This window comes from Pseudomonas sp. Pseusp9 (genome assembly GCF_059491265.1).
In genome coordinates, this window is the sequence record NZ_CP168500.1 from 1,647,673 (window position 1) to 1,667,686 (window position 20,014).

Annotated in this window: 23 protein-coding genes; 19 read left to right on the plus strand and 4 right to left on the minus strand. The window is 60.8% G+C overall.

Annotated features, from left to right (window positions below):
• The first annotated feature begins 13 nt into the window (after nucleotides 1–13).
• The 7 genes from ACEN8E_RS07430 to ACEN8E_RS07460 all read left to right on the plus strand — a co-directional run bounded on the left by ACEN8E_RS07430 (nucleotide 14) and on the right by ACEN8E_RS07460 (nucleotide 5,567).
• Nucleotides 14–1,144, plus strand: coding sequence for a protein-glutamate methylesterase/protein-glutamine glutaminase (locus tag ACEN8E_RS07430; protein ID WP_495592047.1), 1,131 nt, complete (start codon nucleotides 14–16; stop codon nucleotides 1,142–1,144).
• Nucleotides 1,144–1,884, plus strand: a complete 741-nt coding sequence (locus ACEN8E_RS07435; RefSeq protein ID WP_495592048.1) for a flagellar motor protein — start codon at nucleotides 1,144–1,146, stop codon at nucleotides 1,882–1,884. The genes ACEN8E_RS07430 and ACEN8E_RS07435 overlap by 1 nt, the downstream gene beginning before the upstream one ends.
• 15 nt (nucleotides 1,885–1,899) lie before the next feature.
• Nucleotides 1,900–2,790 (plus strand): flagellar motor protein MotD, encoded by an 891-nt coding sequence (motD, locus tag ACEN8E_RS07440; protein WP_495592049.1) that lies wholly within the window; start codon nucleotides 1,900–1,902, stop codon nucleotides 2,788–2,790.
• Between the two features lie 43 nt (nucleotides 2,791–2,833).
• Nucleotides 2,834–3,622 carry a ParA family protein gene (locus ACEN8E_RS07445; protein ID WP_008020302.1) on the plus strand — a complete coding sequence of 263 codons (789 nt, stop codon included), beginning with the start codon at nucleotides 2,834–2,836 and terminating at the stop codon, nucleotides 3,620–3,622.
• A gap of 30 nt (nucleotides 3,623–3,652) precedes the next feature.
• A complete protein-coding gene (locus tag ACEN8E_RS07450; protein WP_495592050.1) occupies nucleotides 3,653–4,612 on the plus strand; it encodes a CheW domain-containing protein in 960 nt (319 codons plus the stop codon).
• Nucleotides 4,613–4,685: 73 nt separating this feature from the next.
• A complete protein-coding gene (locus ACEN8E_RS07455; protein ID WP_007980742.1) occupies nucleotides 4,686–5,171 on the plus strand; it encodes a chemotaxis protein CheW in 486 nt (161 codons plus the stop codon).
• Nucleotides 5,172–5,567, plus strand: a complete 396-nt coding sequence (locus ACEN8E_RS07460; RefSeq protein ID WP_495592051.1) for a DUF2802 domain-containing protein — start codon at nucleotides 5,172–5,174, stop codon at nucleotides 5,565–5,567. It begins immediately after the preceding gene.
• A 421-nt stretch (nucleotides 5,568–5,988) separates the two neighbouring features.
• Here the strand turns inward: ACEN8E_RS07460 and ACEN8E_RS07465 are convergent, their stop codons facing one another.
• Nucleotides 5,989–6,312, minus strand: coding sequence for an EscU/YscU/HrcU family type III secretion system export apparatus switch protein (locus ACEN8E_RS07465; protein ID WP_495592052.1), 324 nt, complete (start codon nucleotides 6,310–6,312; stop codon nucleotides 5,989–5,991).
• Nucleotides 6,309–7,883: a flagellar hook-length control protein FliK gene (fliK, locus tag ACEN8E_RS07470; protein ID WP_495592053.1), complete on the minus strand. Its 1,575-nt coding sequence runs from the start codon at nucleotides 7,881–7,883 to the stop codon at nucleotides 6,309–6,311. Before fliK ends, ACEN8E_RS07465 begins: the two co-directional genes overlap by 4 nt.
• A 199-nt stretch (nucleotides 7,884–8,082) precedes the next feature.
• On the opposite strand from fliK, the gene ccmA reads away from it, so the two are divergent.
• The 11 genes from ccmA to ACEN8E_RS07525 all read left to right on the plus strand — a co-directional run bounded on the left by ccmA (nucleotide 8,083) and on the right by ACEN8E_RS07525 (nucleotide 17,453).
• Complete coding sequence (gene ccmA, locus ACEN8E_RS07475; RefSeq protein ID WP_495592054.1) at nucleotides 8,083–8,718, plus strand: cytochrome c biogenesis heme-transporting ATPase CcmA; 636 nt, start codon at nucleotides 8,083–8,085, stop codon at nucleotides 8,716–8,718.
• A complete protein-coding gene (ccmB, locus tag ACEN8E_RS07480; RefSeq protein WP_459729559.1) occupies nucleotides 8,715–9,383 on the plus strand; it encodes a heme exporter protein CcmB in 669 nt (222 codons plus the stop codon). The genes ccmA and ccmB overlap by 4 nt, the downstream gene beginning before the upstream one ends.
• 73 nt (nucleotides 9,384–9,456) lie before the next feature.
• Nucleotides 9,457–10,212 (plus strand): heme ABC transporter permease, encoded by a 756-nt coding sequence (locus ACEN8E_RS07485; RefSeq protein ID WP_495592055.1) that lies wholly within the window; start codon nucleotides 9,457–9,459, stop codon nucleotides 10,210–10,212.
• Nucleotides 10,209–10,385, plus strand: coding sequence for a heme exporter protein CcmD (ccmD, locus tag ACEN8E_RS07490; RefSeq protein WP_007980758.1), 177 nt, complete (start codon nucleotides 10,209–10,211; stop codon nucleotides 10,383–10,385). The genes ACEN8E_RS07485 and ccmD overlap by 4 nt, the downstream gene beginning before the upstream one ends.
• On the plus strand, nucleotides 10,382–10,837 hold the full coding sequence (gene ccmE, locus ACEN8E_RS07495; RefSeq protein ID WP_495592056.1) for a cytochrome c maturation protein CcmE: 456 nt from the start codon (nucleotides 10,382–10,384) through the stop codon (nucleotides 10,835–10,837). The genes ccmD and ccmE overlap by 4 nt, the downstream gene beginning before the upstream one ends.
• Before the next feature lie 3 nt (nucleotides 10,838–10,840).
• Complete coding sequence (locus ACEN8E_RS07500; RefSeq protein ID WP_495592057.1) at nucleotides 10,841–12,829, plus strand: heme lyase CcmF/NrfE family subunit; 1,989 nt, start codon at nucleotides 10,841–10,843, stop codon at nucleotides 12,827–12,829.
• Nucleotides 12,826–13,362: a DsbE family thiol:disulfide interchange protein gene (locus tag ACEN8E_RS07505; RefSeq protein WP_495592058.1), complete on the plus strand. Its 537-nt coding sequence runs from the start codon at nucleotides 12,826–12,828 to the stop codon at nucleotides 13,360–13,362. The genes ACEN8E_RS07500 and ACEN8E_RS07505 overlap by 4 nt, the downstream gene beginning before the upstream one ends.
• A complete protein-coding gene (locus ACEN8E_RS07510) occupies nucleotides 13,359–13,832 on the plus strand; it encodes a cytochrome c-type biogenesis protein (protein WP_495592059.1) in 474 nt (157 codons plus the stop codon). Before ACEN8E_RS07505 ends, ACEN8E_RS07510 begins: the two co-directional genes overlap by 4 nt.
• Nucleotides 13,825–15,027, plus strand: a complete 1,203-nt coding sequence (gene ccmI / locus ACEN8E_RS07515) for a c-type cytochrome biogenesis protein CcmI (protein ID WP_495592060.1) — start codon at nucleotides 13,825–13,827, stop codon at nucleotides 15,025–15,027. The genes ACEN8E_RS07510 and ccmI overlap by 8 nt, the downstream gene beginning before the upstream one ends.
• A 15-nt stretch (nucleotides 15,028–15,042) precedes the next feature.
• Entirely contained in the window at nucleotides 15,043–15,450 is a 408-nt protein-coding gene (locus ACEN8E_RS07520) for a hypothetical protein (protein ID WP_495592061.1), read from the plus strand.
• Nucleotides 15,451–16,478: 1,028 nt separating this feature from the next.
• On the plus strand, nucleotides 16,479–17,453 hold the full coding sequence (locus ACEN8E_RS07525) for a L,D-transpeptidase family protein (protein WP_008023297.1): 975 nt from the start codon (nucleotides 16,479–16,481) through the stop codon (nucleotides 17,451–17,453).
• Between the two features lie 123 nt (nucleotides 17,454–17,576).
• Here the strand turns inward: ACEN8E_RS07525 and oprI are convergent, their stop codons facing one another.
• Complete coding sequence (gene oprI / locus ACEN8E_RS07530) at nucleotides 17,577–17,828, minus strand: outer membrane lipoprotei OprI (RefSeq protein ID WP_003199355.1); 252 nt, start codon at nucleotides 17,826–17,828, stop codon at nucleotides 17,577–17,579.
• A 639-nt stretch (nucleotides 17,829–18,467) separates the two neighbouring features.
• On the opposite strand from oprI, the gene ACEN8E_RS07535 reads away from it, so the two are divergent.
• Nucleotides 18,468–18,755, plus strand: coding sequence for a GNAT family N-acetyltransferase (locus ACEN8E_RS07535; protein WP_057397257.1), 288 nt, complete (start codon nucleotides 18,468–18,470; stop codon nucleotides 18,753–18,755).
• 85 nt (nucleotides 18,756–18,840) lie between these two features.
• Here ACEN8E_RS07535 and ACEN8E_RS07540 read toward each other — a convergent pair whose 3' ends face one another.
• A complete protein-coding gene (locus ACEN8E_RS07540) occupies nucleotides 18,841–19,917 on the minus strand; it encodes a 3-deoxy-7-phosphoheptulonate synthase (protein ID WP_495592062.1) in 1,077 nt (358 codons plus the stop codon).
• Between the last annotated feature and the right edge of the window lie 97 nt (nucleotides 19,918–20,014).

The following is a 20,014-nucleotide window of genomic DNA, read 5'->3' on the forward strand; positions in this document are numbered from 1 at the left end:
TAATGGAGTGTTTATGGCAGTCAAAGTCCTGGTGGTGGACGATTCGGGGTTTTTCCGCCGCCGCGTCTCGGAAATTCTTTCAGCGGATTCCAATATCCAGGTCGTCGGCACGGCGACCAACGGCAAAGAGGCGATTGATCAGGCGCTGGCCCTCAAGCCCGACGTGATCACCATGGACTACGAGATGCCGATGATGGACGGCATCACCGCCGTGCGGCACATCATGCAACGCTGCCCGACCCCGGTCCTGATGTTCTCCTCGCTGACCCATGAAGGCGCCCGGGTCACCCTCGATGCGCTGGATGCCGGCGCGGTGGACTTCCTGCCGAAGAATTTCGAAGACATCTCGCGCAATCCCGAGAAGGTCAAGCAACTGCTGTGCGAGAAGATTCTCAGCATTTCGCGCAGCAATCGTCGAGTCAGTGCCTACAGCGCTCCGGCGCCTGTCGCTGCACCAGCCCCGACGCCTGCGCCTTCCAGCGTGGGCAGTTTTGCCAGCAGCGCGCCAGTGCGTCCGGCACCGGCACCGATCCCGGCGCGTACGCATGCGGCCACTGCATCCTCGCCCGCGCCAAAACGCAAAGCCTACAAGCTGGTGGCCATCGGTACGTCGACCGGCGGCCCGGTAGCCCTGCAACGGGTCTTGACCCAATTGCCGGCCAACTTCCCGGCCCCGATCGTGCTGGTCCAGCACATGCCGGCCGCCTTCACCAAGGCCTTCGCCGAGCGCCTGGACAAGCTTTGCCGCATCAGCGTCAAGGAAGCCGAGGATGGCGACATCCTGCGTCCGGGCCTGGCGCTGCTGGCGCCGGGTGGCAAGCAGATGATGATCGACGGCCGTGGTGCAGTGAAAATCCTCCCGGGCGACGAACGTCTGAATTACAAGCCATGCGTGGACATCACGTTCGGTTCGGCCGCCAAGTCCTACGGCGACAAGGTTCTGGCGGTGGTCCTGACCGGTATGGGCGCCGACGGCCGTGAAGGCGCGCGCCTGCTCAAGCAGGGCGGCAGTTCGATCTGGGCACAGGACGAAGCCAGTTGCGTGATCTACGGCATGCCGATGGCCATCGTCAAAGCTGAACTGGCCGACGCGGTGTATAGCCTCGACGACATTGGCAAGCATCTGGTCGAGGCCTGTATCTGATGGATGTTCTAAGCCTGATCGGCATCATCATGGCTTTTGTCGCCATCATCGGCGGCAACTACCTTGAAGGCGGTCATCTCGGCGCCCTGGCCAATGGCCCGGCCGCGCTGATCGTGCTCGGTGGCACCATTGGCGCCGCGCTGCTGCAATCGCCGATGAGTGCCTTCAAGCGCGCCTTGCAGATCCTCGCCTGGATCCTGTTCCCGCCTCGCGTCGACCTGGCCGGTGGCATCGACCGCGTGGTGAACTGGAGCCTGACCGCCCGCAAGGAAGGCCTGCTCGGCCTGGAAGGTATCGCCGACGCCGAGCCCGACAACTACGCGCGCAAAGGCCTGCAACTGCTGGTCGACGGCGCCGAGCCGGAAGCGATCCGCAGCATTCTGGAAGTGGACTTCTATACCCAGGAAAGCCGCGATGTCGAAGCGGCCAAGGTCTTCGAAAGCATGGGCGGTTACGCGCCGACCATCGGCATCATCGGTGCGGTGATGGGCCTGATTCACGTCATGGGCAACCTGGGTGATCCGTCGCAACTGGGTAACGGCATCGCCGTGGCCTTCGTCGCCACCATCTACGGCGTGGCCAGTGCCAACCTGGTGCTGCTGCCGATTGCCGCCAAACTCAAATCCATCGCGTTGCGCCAGTCGCGCTATCGCGAGATGTTGCTGGAAGGGCTCCTGTCGATCGCCGAAGGTGAAAACCCTCGCTCCATTGAGTTGAAGCTTCAGGGCTTCATGGATTGATGGGGGGAAAGGACTATGGCACGCCGTCGCCAGCATGAAGAGCATGTTAACCATGAACGTTGGCTGGTTTCCTATGCCGACTTCATCACCTTGCTGTTCGCCTTTTTCGTGGTGATGTACTCCATCTCATCGATCAACGAAGGCAAGTACAAGGTTATTTCCGAGGCACTGATCGGGGTCTTTACCGACACCGACCACGCGCTCAAGCCGATCCCCATCGGTGACGAGCGGCCGAAGACCGTGACCCCGGCCAAGCCGCTGGTCAAGGACAGTGACCAGATCGATGCCGGTGTCGCCGGCGCCAGCGATCCACTCAAAAGCATTGCCGACGACATCAGCGCGGCGTTCGGTGACCTGATCAGCTCCAACCAGATGACGGTGCGCGGCAACGAGTTGTGGGTCGAGATCGAGCTCAACTCCAGCCTGTTGTTCGGCAGCGGCGACGCCATGCCCAGCGACATCGCGTTCAATATCATCGACAAGGTCGCCGCGATCCTCAAGCCGTTCGACAACCCGATTCATGTCGAAGGTTTTACCGACGATCAACCGATCCGCACTGCGCAGTATCCGACCAACTGGGAGCTGTCCTCGGCCCGCTCGGCGAGCATCGTGCGCATGCTGGCGATGCAGGGAGTCAACCCAGGTCGCCTGGCGTCTGTGGGCTACGGCGAGTTTCAGCCGGTGGCCAACAATGCCACCGCTGAAGGCCGCGCACGCAATCGCCGGGTAGTGCTGGTGGTGTCGCGCAACCTCGATGTTCGCCGCAGCCTGACCGGCACCGGAACCGCCCATGCGCAACCGGATGCGGCATTGAAGCGTGCTGGCACACAAACTGCACCGACCCCGGTCAAGTCGCCGGTACGAGAGAGCGCCGTCAATTCTCCGTCACCCGCATTAACACGTTGAGCTATTTCTCGGTCGATCCATTCGGCCGGGAGGAACAATCCGAATGAGAGTCTGGGCAGTCGCCAATCAAAAGGGTGGTGTCGGTAAAACCACTTCCTCCATCGCTTTAGCCGGTTTACTGGCGGAGGCGGGCAAGCGCGTGGTCGTGGTCGATCTCGACCCCCACGGCTCCATGACCAGCTACTTCGGCTACGATCCCGACGCCCTGGAGCACAGCAGCTACGACCTGTTCCTGCACAAGGGCAACGTGCCGCAAGGCCTGCCGGGTCAACTGCTGCTGTCGACCAGTGACGAACGCATCTCGCTGTTGCCCTCCAGTACCGCACTGGCCACGCTTGAGCGCCAGTCGCCGGGGCAAAGCGGGTTGGGCCTGGTGATTGCCAAGAGCCTGGCGCAACTGTGGCAGGACTTCGATTACGCCGTGATCGACAGCCCGCCATTGCTCGGCGTGCTGATGGTCAATGCCTTGGCGGCAAGCCAGCAATTGGTGATCCCGGTGCAGACCGAACACCTGGCGGTCAAAGGCCTCGAGCGCATGGTCAACACCCTGGCGATGATCAACCGCTCTCGCAAACAGGCGCTGCCGTTTACCATCGTGCCGACGCTGTTTGACCGGCGCACCCAGGCGTCCCTCGGAACATTGCGCGTACTGCGCGACAAATTTCCCGACGAAATCTGGCAAGGCTATATCCCGGTGGACACGCGCCTGCGCGATGCCAGCCGTGCCGGGCTGACGCCTTCGCAGTTCGACGGCAAGAGCCGTGGCGTTCTCGCCTACCGTGCGTTGCTCAAGCATCTGCTGGCGGCGCAACTCGTTGCGCAGGTGGCGTGAGATGAATCCAATCCCCGCGGGGCGGCTGTCATGAATCGGCCGATGAAGACCACCTCGCGCCCGCAACTGGCGTTGCAGTCGTATCTGGACAACTTGCTGCAGGACGCAACCGAGGAGTTGGCGCCCGAGATCGAGGTGCTTGCCGAGATTGTCGAAACGGTGAGAGTGGTTGAAGAGCAAGGCATGCTGGACGAGTTCCAGGCGGCCGTGCTCGAAGAGCAGGCCCGAGATGCACAGAAAACCGCAGCGGTTGCCGCTCCGGCGCCCGCGCCTGTGGCGAAGACGCCCGTAGCCGTGGTCGAAGCGCCGGAAGCCGTCCTGGCACCGGTATCGACCCTTGCGCCGCTGTTGCAAACACTGGCGGTTCCAGTCATTGAAGCGCCTGAAACGCTGGAGGTTCCGGTTGTCGAGGCGCCTCAGGCGCTGGTGCCACCCGTCGTTGAAGTCCATCTGCCGCCGAGCAATACGCCGCCTCCGGTGGACACCGATGGTCGTCCGTCCTGGGCCGCCGAACCGTTCGAGTGCCTGCTGTTCGATGTCGCCGGCTTGACCCTGGCGGTGCCGCTGGTGTGCCTGGGGTCGATTTATTCCCTGGCCGGTCACGAGTTGACGCCGTTGTTCGGCCAGCCGGAGTGGTTCCTTGGCATCCTGCCGAGCCAGGCCGGCAACCTCAAGGTGCTCGATACCGCGCGCTGGGTCATGCCCGACCGTTACCGCGACGACTTCAAGCAGGGCCTGCAATACGTGATTTCGGTCCAGGGCTACGAATGGGGCCTGGCCGTGCATCAGGTCAGCCGCTCGTTGCGGCTGGACCCGAATGAAATCAAATGGAGAAGTCATCGAGGCCAGCGGCCATGGCTCGCCGGCACGGTGATCGAACACATGTGCGCCTTGCTCGACGTTGCCTCCCTGGCCGAGTTGATCGCCAGTGGCGGGGCAAAGCACATGTCCGGCAGCAAGCCGAACCACAAACCGACAAACATCAAATAAACAAAAGGCGACGCCACTCGATGGCGTTGCACGGAACACACACCGCCAAGGCGGTTTCTTGAGGGGTCAGGGTATGAATGATAAGGCGACGGCGGCAAAAGGTTCCGAAGATCCGATCCTGCAATGGGTCACCTTCAAGCTGGACAACGAAACCTACGGCATCAACGTGATGCGCGTACAGGAAGTCCTGCGTTACACCGAAATCGCCCCGGTCCCGGGTGCCCCGAGCTACGTGCTGGGCATCATCAACCTGCGCGGCAACGTCGTCACCGTGATCGACACCCGTCAGCGCTTCGGCCTGATGAATGCCGAGATCAGCGACAACACCCGCATCGTCATCATCGAAGCCGACAAGCAAGTGGTCGGGATCATGGTCGACAGCGTGGCCGAAGTGGTTTACCTGCGTCAGTCGGAAATCGAAACCGCGCCGAACGTGGGTAACGAAGAGTCCGCCAAATTCATTCAAGGCGTGTGCAACAAGAACAACGAACTGCTCATTCTGGTCGAGCTCGACAAGATGATGAGTGAAGAAGAATGGTCGGAACTGGAGAGTATCTGATTGATTCTCGAGGTTGCGGTCATTGTCCTGTTCCTGTTCTGGGCAGGCACGCTGGCAATGTTCCTGGCGTACATTCGCAGTCAAAAGCAGATCGCCGCGCAACAGACCCAAGGTGATGCGCTGCGCGATCAGCGCATCAAGGACCTGGGCAAGCGCGTCGAGGACTACCAGAGCGGCAATGTGCGCATGGGTGAAGACCTGTATGAGCTACGCGCGATAGTCGCACCACTGCCGGACAAACTCGCCCGGCTGGAACAGCGTGATCCTTCCAGCCTGTCGTTTGCCCAGGCAGCACGACTGGTCGGGATGGGCGCCAGCGTCAACGAACTGACCCAGTCCTGCGGCTTGACCCAGGCTGAGGCGGAGTTGATGAGCAAGTTGCACAAGAACGGCTAGAAGCCTGTAGGAGCGAGCCAGCTCGCGATGGACGTCAACGATGACGCGGGCCTGCTGGAGAAACGCGGCGCTCTTGAGTCCATCGCGAGCAAGCTCGCTCCTACAGTGGTTCCATGTCGGATATGGAGCATGAGTTCACCTGTAGGAGCGAGCCTGCTCGCGATGGTCGTTAACGATGACGCGGGCTTCCTGGAGAAACGCCGCGCTCATGCCTCCATCGCGAGCAAGCTCGCTCCTACAGTGGTTCCAAGTCGGACACGGAGCATGTGCTCACCTGTAGGAGCGAGCTCGCTCGCGATGGTCGTTAACGATGATGCGGGCTTTTTGGAGAAACGCGGCGCTCAGGCCTCCATCGCGAGCAAGCTCGCTCCTACAATGGTTTTATGCCGGACATGGAATATGAGATGGCGTCCTTGAATCCTCAGTAATCATCCCCGCGTTCGGTGATGTCCTTCTCCACCATCAGCCCATCCGGATCCTGCCCCGCCGGAAACTTCCCCTTCAGATTCCACGCAAACGCAATGATCTCGGCGATCGTCAGATAGAGCGCCTGCGGAATGCTGTCCCCCAACTCCATGCGCGCCAGCAGTCTCACCAGTTCGGCGTTTTCGTAGATCGGTACTTTGCAGTCGCGGGCGATCCGCAGGATTTCTTCGGCCAGCTCTTCATCGCCCTTGGCGGTGAGGGTCGGGGCGTGGGTGCCGTCGTATTTGAGGGCGATGGCCTGACGTGGGGCGTTTTTCATGCGGTGTCATCCACCCAGCGTTGTTCGAGACGGGTTTGCGGGCCTTGGGGTGGTGTGCCGAGGTGGCAATCGAGGTCGCCGACGTTCAGGCCGGCGGACAGCAGGCGGTCACGCAACCCGCTCAGGTTGCTTTCGATCAGGCTGGCGGTATAAGGCCGCTCTGCCCAGAGCTGGCTGGAGAGGCTGCCCTTGATCAGTTGTGCCTGAATTTGCAGCGGCCCCAAAGGCTCCATGGCAAAGGCCAACTCCACACGCCACAGCTGTTGTTTGGGTTCGCGTTCTTCGCGACGTTCTTTTGGCTGTTCTCTTTCGGGCGCGTCTTCGCGCTGGAACTTGACCTGCAATGGCACAATGTCCTGCATGTTGCGCATCGGGATTTCCAGTTGCCAGGTGCTCATCAGGCGTCCGTCGGCGGTGACGCCGGTTTGTTCCAGACTCGACAGCTGATGGCTTTGCAGGCGTGAAACCGCAGCGGCGGCCAAACGCAGCAAGTGTTCAAGATCGTCTTCGCCTTCCGTACTTTGCAACAGGCGTTCGGGCAGCGGGAAACCGGTAGGCGACGGTTTGGCGCTGACCTGACCGAGCATGCCCAGGGCATTGCGGACAAAATTCGGCATGGCCTGTGCCAGGGTATTGGCGGCGATGATCGCGCCGAGACTGGTGTTGGCCGGCAACCCCTGACTCAATTGCGCGACCAGTTTGAGCAGGTCGCCTTTCATGTCCGGTATGAGCGTCGGGTTTTGCCCGGTCAGCAGTTTGCTTTCGAGAAACACGCCGCTGCTGGCCAAGGCCTGGGCCAGGCCCTTGGGGGTGCTCAATTGCTGGACATCCGGCAGGCCGGCGAGCAGCCGGGCAGCGGCGCTGCGCAATTCAACGGAGGTCTGGTCCGAGGCCGGAAGGTTCTGCAGGAGCTTGAGCAAGCCGTCCAGCGAGCCCTGGCGGCTTTGCTGGTCGACCAGTTGCCGGGTCACCGCGAGTTGTTCCTGGCGATTGCTCAGTGGCACGAATTTAACGGTCTGGGCGTCCTGCACCTGCGTGCTCAACAAGGTGCCGATGCGCAATGGCTGCGGACTGTCGATGCTCAGGGTGCTGCCGCTCAGTGCGGTATTGAGCAGGCTCACCATCGAGCGAAACACCAAAGGCTGACCGGGAACCTGCGGCAGTACTTGCGAGGTCAATACCTTGCCCTGCAGCAGGGTGCCAACGGGCAGTTGCGCGGTGTCGAGGCGGGTGAGGGTGGCGACGCCGGAGGCAATGGCCTGTTGCACCGTCACCGCCAGATTACCGGCCGAGGGTTGGCTGACGACCAGCGTGGTGCCCTCGGCCAGCGGTTGATTGCCGGTGGTCTGGACCGTGGTCTGGCGGCCGCTGTCGAGGGTGACCTTGAGCAGCATCTGGAAAGTCTGATCCGCCTGCTTGAGCGACAAGACTTCGGCCTGGGCGGTTTGACCGACGCTGATCAGCCCCTCCACCGGTGTCAGCAATTTGAGCAATTCACCGCTGATCACTTGCACACGCGAAGCCACCGGGACGGTTTGCGGTAGCGGGAGGATGTTCATTTCGCCTGTCATACGCGGTCACAACCTGAGGAAAATGCACTCTTTAGAGTAAGGTCTGGCATGTATAATGCCGCGCCGTTGTATCCAAAAATGGCGAAAATTTTGCAAATGTTTGACGCAGCTCTCTAGAACAAGACGTCATTGCATCTATGCTGCATCTCTTTAACGGCCGCGCCAGTGCCGACTTGAACCGTATAAGGCCCGTGAACCCTTGACCAGTCCAGTCCTGCAAACCGTTGCCCTTACCTGTGAGCGAGACCTTCGGCTGCTCTTCGAAAATCTCGATTTGAGACTGGCCAGTGGCGAAATGATGCAAATCAGCGGCCCCAATGGCAGTGGCAAGACCAGCCTGCTGCGCCTGCTCTCGGGGCTGATGCACCCGACCGCCGGTCAAGTGCTGCTCAACGGCAAGCCCCTTGATGAGCAGCGCACCGAGCTGGCGCGCAACCTGCTGTGGATCGGTCATGCAGCGGGAATCAAGGATTTGCTGACACCGGAAGAAAACCTGAGCTGGCTCTGCGCCCTGCATCAACCAGCCACCCATGAAGCGATCTGGCAAGCTCTGGCGGCAGTCGGATTGCGCGGTTTCGAAGATGTTCCCTGCCACACCCTGTCCGCTGGTCAGCGGCGCCGTGTCGCACTGGCGCGCTTGTATCTGGACAGCCCGCCGCTGTGGATTCTCGATGAACCGTTCACCGCCCTCGACAAGCAAGGCGTGGCGCAACTCGAAGAACACCTGGCCGGCCACTGCGAACGTGGCGGTATGGTGGTGTTGACCACCCACCACACGCTGAGCCGGATGCCGGCCGCTTATCGCGACATCGATCTGGGGAATTGGGCCGTATGAGTGTTTTTGGCCTGTTGGTCGCCCGTGAGGCCCGCCTGCTGTTCCGCCGTCCCGCCGAGTTGGCCAATCCGCTGGTGTTTTTCGCCATCGTCGTTTCCCTGTTCCCGTTGGCGGTCGGCCCCGAGTCTCAATTGTTGCAAACCTTGTCTCCGGGGTTGGTCTGGGTCGCGGCACTTTTATCGGTCCTGCTCTCGCTGGACGGGCTTTTCCGCAGTGATTTCGAAGACGGATCCCTTGAACAGTGGGTCCTTTCGCCGCACCCCCTGGCTCTTCTGGTTTTGGCCAAAGTGCTGGCACACTGGGTTTTTTCCGGCCTGGCACTAGTTTTGCTCGCGCCCTTGCTGGCGTTGATGCTCGGTTTGCCTGCCGCCTGTCTGCCGGTGTTGCTGCTTTCGTTGCTGCTCGGTACACCGGTACTGAGCCTGCTCGGTGCGGTGGGTGCGGCACTGACGGTAGGTTTGAAACGTGGTGGCCTGTTGCTGGCACTGCTGATTCTGCCGTTGTACATCCCGGTATTGATCCTTGGCAGTGGCGCCTTGCAGGCGGCCTTGCAGGGCATGCCGGCGACCGGTTATCTGTTGTGGCTTGGTAGCCTGACCGCCCTGGCGATAACCCTGACACCTTTTGCAATAGCTGCTGGCCTGAAGATCAGCGTCGGCGAATAATGAGGTCTGGTTAAAAAATGACCAGTAAAGACCCTGGCTCTTCACAGTAAAGAGCAACCGTGATGGAAACAGTATGAACTGGACGTGGTTTCACAAGCTCGGCTCGCCCAAATGGTTTTATGGCATCAGCGGCAAAATACTGCCCTGGCTGAGCGTCGCGGCGTTGCTGCTGATCAGCGTTGGCGTGGTCTGGGGCCTGGCCTTTGCGCCGCCGGACTATCAGCAGGGCAACAGTTTCCGCATCATTTATATCCACGTTCCTGCCGCCATGCTGGCGCAGTCCATCTACGTGATGCTGGCGGTGTGCGGCATCGTCGGGCTGGTGTGGAAAATGAAACTGGCCGATGTCGCCCTGCAATGCGCGGCGCCCATCGGCGCGTGGATGACCGCCGTGGCGCTGGTCACCGGCGCGATCTGGGGCAAGCCGACCTGGGGTTCGTGGTGGGTCTGGGATGCTCGACTCACGTCTATGCTGATCCTGCTGTTCCTGTACTTCGGTCTCATTGCGCTGGGCAACGCGATCAGTAATCGTGACAGCGCGGCCAAGGCCTGCGCGGTACTGGCGATCGTCGGCGTGATCAACATCCCGATCATCAAGTACTCGGTGGAGTGGTGGAACACCCTGCACCAGGGCGCGACCTTCACCCTTACCGAAAAGCCGGCGATGCCTGCCGAAATGTGGCTGCCATTGCTGCTGACGGCGTTGGGCTTCTATTGTTTCTTTGGTGCGGTGTTGTTGCTGCGCATGCGTCTCGAAGTGCTCAAGCGCGAAGCCCGGGCCAGTTGGGTCAAGGCCGAAGTGGAAAACAGTCTGGAGGTCGCTCGATGAGTTTTGCTTCATTCGGCGACTTCATCGCCATGGGTCATCATGGCCTGTATGTCTGGTCAGCCTATGGCATCTGCCTGGCGGTACTGGCCCTCAACGTGGCGGCGCCGATCCTGGCCCGCAAGCGGTATCTGCAACAAGAGGCGCGTCGTTTGCGCCGGGAGAACGGCAAGTGAATCCGCTGCGCAAAAAGCGTCTTATCATCATTCTCGCGATCCTGGTCGGGGTCGGCGCTGCCGTCGGCCTGGCCCTGAGCGCCCTGCAGCAGAACATCAATCTGTTTTACACACCGACCCAGATCGCCAACGGCGAAGCCCCGCTGGACACGCGCATTCGTGCCGGCGGCATGGTCGAGAAAGGCTCGCTGGAGCGCTCCAGCGATTCTCTGGATGTCAAGTTCATTGTCACCGACTTCAACAAATCCGTGACCATCACCTATCGCGGCATCCTTCCGGACCTGTTCCGCGAAGGGCAGGGCATCGTCGCCCTGGGCAAGCTCAATGCCGATGGCGTGGTGGTGGCCGATGAAGTGCTGGCCAAGCACGACGAGAAGTACATGCCGCCGGAAGTGACCAAGGCGTTGAAAGACAGCGGTCAATCGGCTCCAACGCCCGCGAAGGAGGGTTGATCCATGACATCCGGCATCTTTATTCCCGAACTGGGTCATCTGGCGATGATCCTGGCCCTGTGCTTCGCCCTGGCCCAGGCCGTGGTACCGCTGCTCGGTGCCTGGCGCGGTGATCGTCTGTGGATGAGCCTGGCCCAGCCGGCCGCGTGGGGGCAGTTCACCTTTCTGGTGTTTGCCTTCGGTTGCCTGACCTACGCCTTCATGGTCGATGACTTCTCCGTGGCCTATGTGGCCAACAACTCCAACAGCGCGTTGCCGTGGTACTACAAGTTCAGCGCCGTGTGGGGCGCCCACGAAGGTTCCTTGCTGCTGTGGGCCTTGATTCTCGGCGGCTGGACCTTCGCGGTGTCGGTGTTTTCCCGGCAGTTGCCACAGGTCATGCTGGCCCGCGTGCTGGCGGTGATGGGCATGATCAGCACCGGTTTCCTGCTGTTCCTGATCATGACCTCCAACCCGTTCAAGCGCATCTTGCCGCAAGTGCCTGGCGACGGTGCCGACCTCAATCCGTTGCTGCAAGACATCGGCCTGATCGTGCACCCGCCGATGCTGTACATGGGCTACGTCGGCTTCTCGGTGGCCTTCGCCTTCGCCATCGCCGCGCTGATGGGCGGTCGCCTGGATGCCGCGTGGGCGCGCTGGTCGCGTCCGTGGACCATCGTCGCCTGGGCGTTCCTCGGCATCGGCATTACCTTGGGTTCGTGGTGGGCGTACTACGAGCTCGGCTGGGGCGGCTGGTGGTTCTGGGACCCGGTGGAAAACGCCTCGTTCATGCCATGGCTGGTGGGCACCGCACTGATTCACTCGTTGGCGGTTACGGAAAAACGTGGCGTGTTCAAGAGCTGGACCGTGTTGCTGGCCATCGCTGCGTTCTCGCTGAGCCTGTTGGGGACTTTCCTTGTGCGTTCCGGCGTGCTGACGTCGGTGCACGCCTTTGCGTCCGATCCGGAGCGCGGGGTGTTCATCCTGATTTTCCTGCTGTTCGTGGTCGGTGGTTCGTTGACGCTGTTCGCCCTGCGCGCGCCGGTGGTCAAGAGCCAGGTGGGCTTCAACCTCTGGTCCCGGGAGACGCTGTTGCTGGGCAACAACCTGGTGCTGGTGGTGGCGGCGTCGATGATTCTGCTCGGCACCTTGTACCCGCTGATTCTGGACGCCATGACCGGCGCCAAGCTGTCGGTCGGCCCGCCGTATTTCAACGCGCTGTTCATTCCGCTGATGGCATTGCTGATGGTGGTGATGGCGGTCGGTGTGATCGTGCGCTGGAAAGACACCCCGGTGAAATGGCTGGCGAGCATGCTGACGCCGGTCTTGCTGGGCAGTGCCGCCATGGCCGTGGTGGCTGGCGTCGCATACGGCGATTTCAACTGGGCAGTGCTCGCCACCTTCATGCTTGCCGCCTGGGTGCTGCTGGCCGGTGTGCGTGACATCTTCGACAAGACCCGACACAAGGGCCTGATCAAGGGCCTGCCTACCCTGACCCGCAGCTACTGGGGCATGCAGATCGCGCACCTGGGCATCGCCGTGTGTGCGCTGGGAGTCGTGCTGTCGAGCCAGAACAGTGCCGAGCGTGACCTGCGCCTGGCGCCTGGCGAGTCCATGGACCTGGCGGGGTATCACTTCATCTTCGAAGGTGCCAAACACTTCGAAGGTCCGAACTTCACTTCCGACAAGGGCACCATCCGGGTGATCCGCGACGGCAAGGAAGTCAGCGTGCTGCATCCGGAAAAACGCCTGTACACCGTGCAGAACTCGGTGATGACCGAAGCCGGGATCGACGCCGGGTTCACCCGCGACCTCTACGTCGCCCTCGGTGAACCGCTGGATAACGGTGCCTGGGCGGTGCGCGTGCACGTCAAACCGTTCGTGCGCTGGATCTGGTTCGGTGGTTTGCTGACAGGTGCAGGCGGGTTGCTGGCGGCGCTGGATCGGCGTTATCGGGTCAAGGTAAAAAGCCGCGTGCGCGAAGCACTGGGCATGTCGGGAGCCACTGCATGAAGCGTTGGTTGATGTTGTTGCCACTGGCGATTTTTCTGGTGGTTGCCGTGTTTCTTTACCGCGGGTTGTACCTCGACCCGGCCGAGCTGCCCTCGGCGATGATCGACAAGCCGTTCCCGGAGTTTTCCCTGCCGGCGGTGCAGGGCGACAAGACCCTCACCAAGGCTGACATTCTGGGTAAACCGGCGTTGGTCAATGTCTGGGGCACCTGGTGCATTTCCTGCCGGGTCGAGCACCCGGTGTTGAACAAACTGGCTCAACAGGGCGTGGTGATCTATGGCATCAACTACAAGGACACCAACGCCGATGCCTTGAAGTGGTTGACGGATTTTCATAACCCGTATGCGCTGGATATCCGTGACGACCAAGGCTCGCTGGGTCTGAACCTCGGTGTCTACGGCGCGCCGGAAACCTTCTTCATCGACGCCAAAGGGGTTATCCGTGACAAGTTCGTCGGTGTGATCGACGAGCAGGTCTGGCGCGAAAAACTGGCGGCCAAGTATCAGGCGCTGGTCGACGAGGTGAAGCCATGAGGCGCTGGATCGCTGCGGCTGTTCTGGGCTTGAGTATGGCGGGCGTGGCCCACGCGGCCATCGACACCTACGAGTTTGCCAAGGAAGGTGATCGTGAGCGTTTTCGCGAGCTGACCAAAGAGCTGCGTTGCCCCAAGTGCCAGAATCAGGACATCGCCGATTCCAACGCACCAATTGCCGCCGACCTGCGCAAAGAAATTTTTCGCATGCTCGGCGAGGGCAAGGACAACCAGCAGATCATCGACTTCATGGTCGACCGCTACGGTGATTTCGTCCGCTACAAACCGGCCCTCAATGCCAAGACCGCCTTGCTCTGGTTCGGCCCCGCCGGCTTGTTGCTCGGCGGTGTCGTGATCATCGCGGTGATCGTGCGCCGTCGTCGCGTGCAACGTGCCGACACTCCGGACTCGCTTTCTGCCGAGGAGCGCTCGCGCCTCGACCACCTGTTGGATAACACCAAGAATGATTGATTTCTGGCTCGCTGCAGGTCTGCTGCTTCTGGTTGCCCTGAGTTTTCTGTTGATCCCGGTGCTGCGCAGCCGTCGCGCCCAGCGTGAAGAGGATCGTACCGCCCTGAACGTGGCGCTTTATCAGGAGCGCGTGGCTGAGTTGCAGACTCAGCAGGAAGAGGGCGTGCTCGATGCCGCGCAAATGGACGCCGGTCGTGCCGAAGCCGCCCGTGAGTTGCTGGCGGACACCGAAGGCGTCGAAGCGCCGCAGGTCTCGCGCCTGGGCAAACCCTTGCCGTTGCTGGCGGCCATTCTGGTGCCGGTGTTGGGCTTGGGCCTGTATCTGCATTTCGGTGCCAGCGACAAGGTCGAACTGACCCGCGAATTCTCCCAGGCACCCAAGTCGATGGAAGAGATGACCCAGCGCCTGGAGCGTGCGGTCGCCGCTCAACCGGATTCCGCCGAAGGCACGTACTTCCTCGGTCGCACCTACCTGGCTCAGGATCGCCCGGCGGATGCGGCGAAGATGTTCGAGCGCACGGTGAACCTGGCCGGTCGTCAGCCCGAGCTGCTTGGCCAATGGGCCCAGGCCCAGTACTTCGCCGATGGCAAAAAGTGGTCGGACAAGATCCAGGCCCTGACCGACGAAGCGCTCAAGGCTGATCCGAAGGAAGTCACCAGCCTTGGTCTGCTCGGTATCGCTGCGTTTGAGGGTGAGCGTTATCAGGACGCTATCGATTACTGGAATCGTCTGCTGACGCAGTTGCCGCCGGACGACAAATCCCGCGAGGCGCTGCAAGGCGGGATTGTCCGGGCTACGCAGAAGCTGGTGGCCAGTGGTGGCAAGGTTGCGCAGGCACCGGCGGCCAAGGCCTCGGCATTGCTCAAGGTTAGCGTCGATCTGGCGGCGGACCTCAAGGCCAAGGTCCAGCCCGGTGACAGCGTGTTCATCTTTGCCCGTGCGATCTCCGGTCCTCCGGCCCCGTTGGCGGTCAAGCGCATGACCGTGGCCGACCTGCCGGTGACCGTCGAACTGGGTGATGCCGACGCGATGATGCCGCAATTGAAACTGTCGAACTTCCCTGAAGTCCAACTGGTTGCGCGTATTTCCCGTGCCGGCAAACCTACCGCTGGCGAATGGATCGGTCGCAGCCAGCCCCTGGCCAGCAGCACCACCGCGCCGCAAACACTGACCATCGACAGCCCGGACAAATAACAGGAAAACGCAATCATGACCGCATTCGCTCGTATCACCCTGCTCAGCGTTGTTTTGGGGTTAAGCGCTTGTGCGGTCCAGCAACCAGCGGAGCGTGAGGCACCACCGCCGATCCCGCCGTCGCAGCCGGGTGCCAAGCCCGTGCCGTCGACGGTGCCGGGCAAGCCAGCCACACCGGCCAAGCCTGCAAAACCGCTGCCACGTACCTCGGCCAGCTTCGCGCCGCCACCGGGGGGCAACAGCCATTGGGATCCGAAGCTTGGGGTCTATGTGCTGGATGACCAGCCCAATACCTTCTATCGCCAGCGTACCTATTATCGCTGGGACAACGGCTGGAGCCGGTCGATTAGTCCGAAGGGGCCTTGGGAGGAGACTGACATCCACGGTGTGCCGGGTGGCCTGGGGCGGCAATTCGGGCAGTAACGTATCAAGGCGGCTTTCGGGTCGCCTTTTTTGTGCCTGAGTTCTGTAGGAGCGAGCCTGCTCGCGAAGGCGGCCTGACTGAGTACATATCCATTATTTTGGTAACGGCTACTTATGGTTTCGCCCTGACGGCGACTCACTTTTTTTACAAGCGCCTAAAAAAAGTAAGCAAAAAAACGCTCGCCCCGAACGTCCGGCCCCTCGCCAGGGCTCGGGGTTCCTTCGCTCCGGTATTCATCCGGGGGCATTGCCCTCCGGTCGGCTTCGCGCGACCTACATGCAATGGGTTCGACTGCGTCGAACGGCGCTGCGCGCCAGTCCCCGGATAAACACCTCCGCTCAGCCTGCCGAGGGGGCGGGTGGATCAAGATCAAGAGCGGCAGGCGAGCTAACGCTCGGCCCTGTAGGAGCGAGCCTGCTCGCGATGGACGTCAACGATGACGCGGGCGGTCTGAATGCCCGCGGTGTCCCGGCGTTTTTCGCGAGCAGGCTCGTTCCTACAGGGAGACGCGTTCAATCGCGATCAGGCCGGCCGGTAGGCCGCCTCGCTTTTGCTTTTGCTTTGGCTTTTGATCTGCTTGCCCCCTCGAGAGGCTTCGTTCCGGTTCTGCGCAGTGGGCAACCCGGCATGGATGCCGGGTTAGCCGCGTACGGCCATGGATGGCCGATCGCGGCGGGCCCACGGAGCAGGACCGGAGCGAGGGCATGCCGAGCCTTGGCGAGGCACCGAACGAAAGGGGCAAGAGCCCTTGGTTACTTGGGGCCGGGCGGCGCTCCGCTTTTCCAAGTAACCCGCTGTAAAAGCGGAACCCTAAGTGGCCGTTACCGCAGCAATGGATATGTACACCCTCAAAAATCCACGCCGCCTGCCACATGGCCTTCGCGAGCAGGCTCGCTCCCACACAGGACCGCGGACAGCCGCAATATCACCTTGCATCGCCTGCAATCGGCTGATCTCCCCGAAATAACAGACAGCGGTGTACAATCGCTTTCTTATATCTCAGTTGATCATGCGAAGGATTTTCCGGATGTTGTCGCGCTTTCCTGCCGTCACCCGCTGCCTGACTCTTGCCGCCCTGTTTGTGGCCGGTCCCGTTGCAGCATTGGAGTTTCCCCTGCCACCGCCCGGTGAGGACATCATCGGCCAGGTGCAGGTGATCAAGGCCAAGTACGAAGATACCTTCGCCGACCTTGGTACTGCCTACGATCTGGGCTACACGGAAATGGTCGCGGCCAACCCGGGTGTCGATGCATGGTTGCCTGGCGCCGGCACGGAAATCATTCTGCCGACCCGCTTCATCCTGCCACCAGGCCCGCGTGAAGGTATCGTGATCAACCTGGCCGAGTACCGCCTCTACTACTACCCGAAAGGCAAGAACGTGGTGTACACGTTCCCGCTGGGTATTGGTCGTGAAGGCTGGGGCTCGCCAATTGCCCACACCAGCATCACCGCCAAGACACCTAACCCGACCTGGACGCCTCCGGCTTCGATCAAGGCCGAGCACGCGGCAGACGGTGATCCGCTGCCCAATGTCGTGCCGGCCGGTCCTGACAACCCGCTGGGGCCGTTCAAGTTCACCCTGGGCACTCCGGGCTACCTGATCCACGGCTCGAACAAGAAATTCGGTATCGGCATGCGCACCAGCCACGGTTGCTTCCGCATGTTCAACAACAACGTGCTGGAAATGGCGGGCATGGTGCCGGTCGGTACGTCGGTACGAATCATCAATGACCCGTACAAGTTCGGCATGAGTGGCGGCAAGGTCTATCTGGAGGCGCATACGCCACTGGACGACAAGGGCAACCCGTCGGTGGTCGACAAGCACACTGCGGTCATCAATGCGATGCTCAAGCGTGAAGACATCACCAACAACCTGCGCATGAACTGGGATGTGGTGCGTGATGTAGTTGCCGCGGAAGACGGCCTGCCGGTGGAGATCGCCGTGCCGGGCAACAGCGTCGCACCGATGGTGTCGAGCACGCCGATCGACCCGATGCAGTAACGCTTGCAAGGAACCCGTCGGCGCAGACTGCGTCGACGGGTTTTTTATTGCCTGGAGAAACCCCGGGCAATAAAAAAGCCGACCCAAAAAATGGATCGGCTTGATAACAACCCCGAAGGATTATTATTTGCGGCTAGCTTTGTCCAGCATGCGCAGAGCACGCTCGTTAGCTTCGTCAGCAGTCTGTTGTGCTTTTTGAGCAGCAGCCAGAGCTTCATCAGCTTTACGGTAAGCTTCGTCTGCACGAGCCTGGGAGCGAGCAGCTGCGTCTTCAGTAGCGGTCAGACGTGCTTCGGTTTCTTTCGATGCGCTGCTGCAACCGGTAGCCAGAACTGCGGCCAGGGCCAGAGCAGAGAATTTCAGAACGTTGTTCATCGTGTTCCCCTTCAAGGACTTTCTATTAAGTAGCTATCTCCTCCGATTGAGGAAATAGCCGGCGTACATACTACCCATTACTTGTAGTAAGTAAAACTGACGTGACGCAAGAAGCAAAAAAAATTGTAGGCGTTGATTCTTTTTCGAGCAACTTTTAACTGAACTGTTTAAAAAATATCCAGCTGCAAGGCCCGTGGCTGAGCGAACTGGCGAGAAAAAGTTCCTTCGGCACAGCGCTCTTTTTCCCGTCTGGCTAAAGTCCGCCTATATGGATTCGTCTACACTTTTGTTCGGCTTTTGCGGAGCGCCTCGCAATATCTTTCTCGATGTTCAGGTGACTTTAACAGCGGACGCTCGTCTTAAGTCTCAACATCCGGCAATGTTCAGGCTATCGACCTGGAGTGACCTTCGGTCGAGCCTTTCCTGCGTGATCCGGAGCAGCACCCGCCAACCTGCATGATGACGAGCGCACCTTGAGCATTTCTGTCAATGGTGCCTACTATTTGTACGTGCCCGGTAGCGCGAGATCGGTGCAGCTCTTCTCGGTGTCGATTCAGGCACGGGGTGGCGTAGATGTTCCTTCGCCGGAAAAACATCGGTAAGGTAGGGGTCGGAAATCCAGACCCGCGAGGAGTAGTGATGAGCGAGGCGTTGTCCATCCACCATGACCAGGCTGGTCATCAGTTCGAGACCATTGTGGACGGTCATCGTGCCTATCTGACCTATATGGATCTGGGGAAGCAGACCCTGGATATCTATCGCACCTTCGTGCCCAACGCATTGCGTGGTCGCGGTATTGCAGCAGCCTTGACCGAGAAGGCGCTGGAGTACGCTGAGGAAATGGGCTACACCGTCATTCCGTCGTGCTCCTACGTCGAGCGCTACATGGAGCGTCACCAGCGGCATGCGGCCAAGCTGAGCCAGTGACCTTCAATAAAACGAATGCATGAAAAAACGCCGGGTTCTGCCCGGCGTTTTTTTGTCTGCGCTTTTTGTGCGGCCGATCAGGCGATCAGCTGCGGTCGCGATTGGGCAGCACATCCTTGAGCTTGGCATGCATGCTGCGCAAGGTGTTTTCGGTCGCGGTCCAGTCGATGCAGGCGTCGGTGATCGACACGCCGTATTGCAGGTCGGCGAGGTCTTTCGGAATTGCCTGCGCACCCCAGTTCAAGTGGCTTTCAACCATCAGGCCGATGATCGATTTGTTGCCTTCGAGGATCTGGTTGGCGACGTTTTCCATCACCAGCGGTTGCAGGGCCGGGTCCTTGTTGGAGTTGGCGTGGCTGCAGTCGACCATGATGTTCGGCTTGATCTTCGCCTTGTTCAGCGCCTGCTCGCAGAGCGCAACGCTGACCGAATCGTAGTTCGGCTTGCCATTGCCGCCGCGCAGCACCACGTGACCGTAGGCGTTGCCCTTGGTGGTCACGATCGACACGCCGCCTTCCTGGTTGATACCCAGGAAGCGATGCGGGCTGGAAACCGACTGCAAGGCGTTGATCGCCACGGTCAGACCGCCATCGGTGCCGTTCTTGAAGCCAACGGCCGAGGACAGGCCGGACGCCATTTCACGGTGAGTCTGGGATTCGGTGGTGCGCGCGCCGATGGCCGACCAGCTGATCAGGTCCTGCAAGTATTGCGGGGAGATCGGGTCGAGGGCTTCGGTGGCGGTTGGCAGGCCTTTTTCGGCCAGGTCCAGCAGCAACTGGCGACCGATGTGCAAGCCGTCCTGGATCTTGAACGAGTCATCCAGGTACGGGTCGTTGATCAGGCCTTTCCAGCCGACGGTGGTACGTGGTTTCTCGAAATACACGCGCATGACCAGATACAGGGTATCGGACACTTCGGCAGCGAGAGCCTTCAGGCGGTCGGCATATTCGTGGGCGGCCTTGATGTCATGGATCGAGCAAGGCCCGATGACGACGAACAGGCGGTGGTCGGTGCCATCCAGAATGTTGCGAATGACTTCGCGGCCCTTGGTGACGGTGCGCAGTGCGGCGTCGCTCAGGGGAATATCGCGCTTGAGCTGATCGGGAGTGATCAGTGTCTCGTTGGAGGCGACGTTTAGGTCGTTGATCGGTAAATCAGCCATCGTTTACTCGTCAGGTCACGGGTGCCGGCCGCCAGCGAACCCGCGCGGCGGAGCACAGCAAATTAAGCGCGTCGGGGAGCTGAACCTTAGCGCGTTA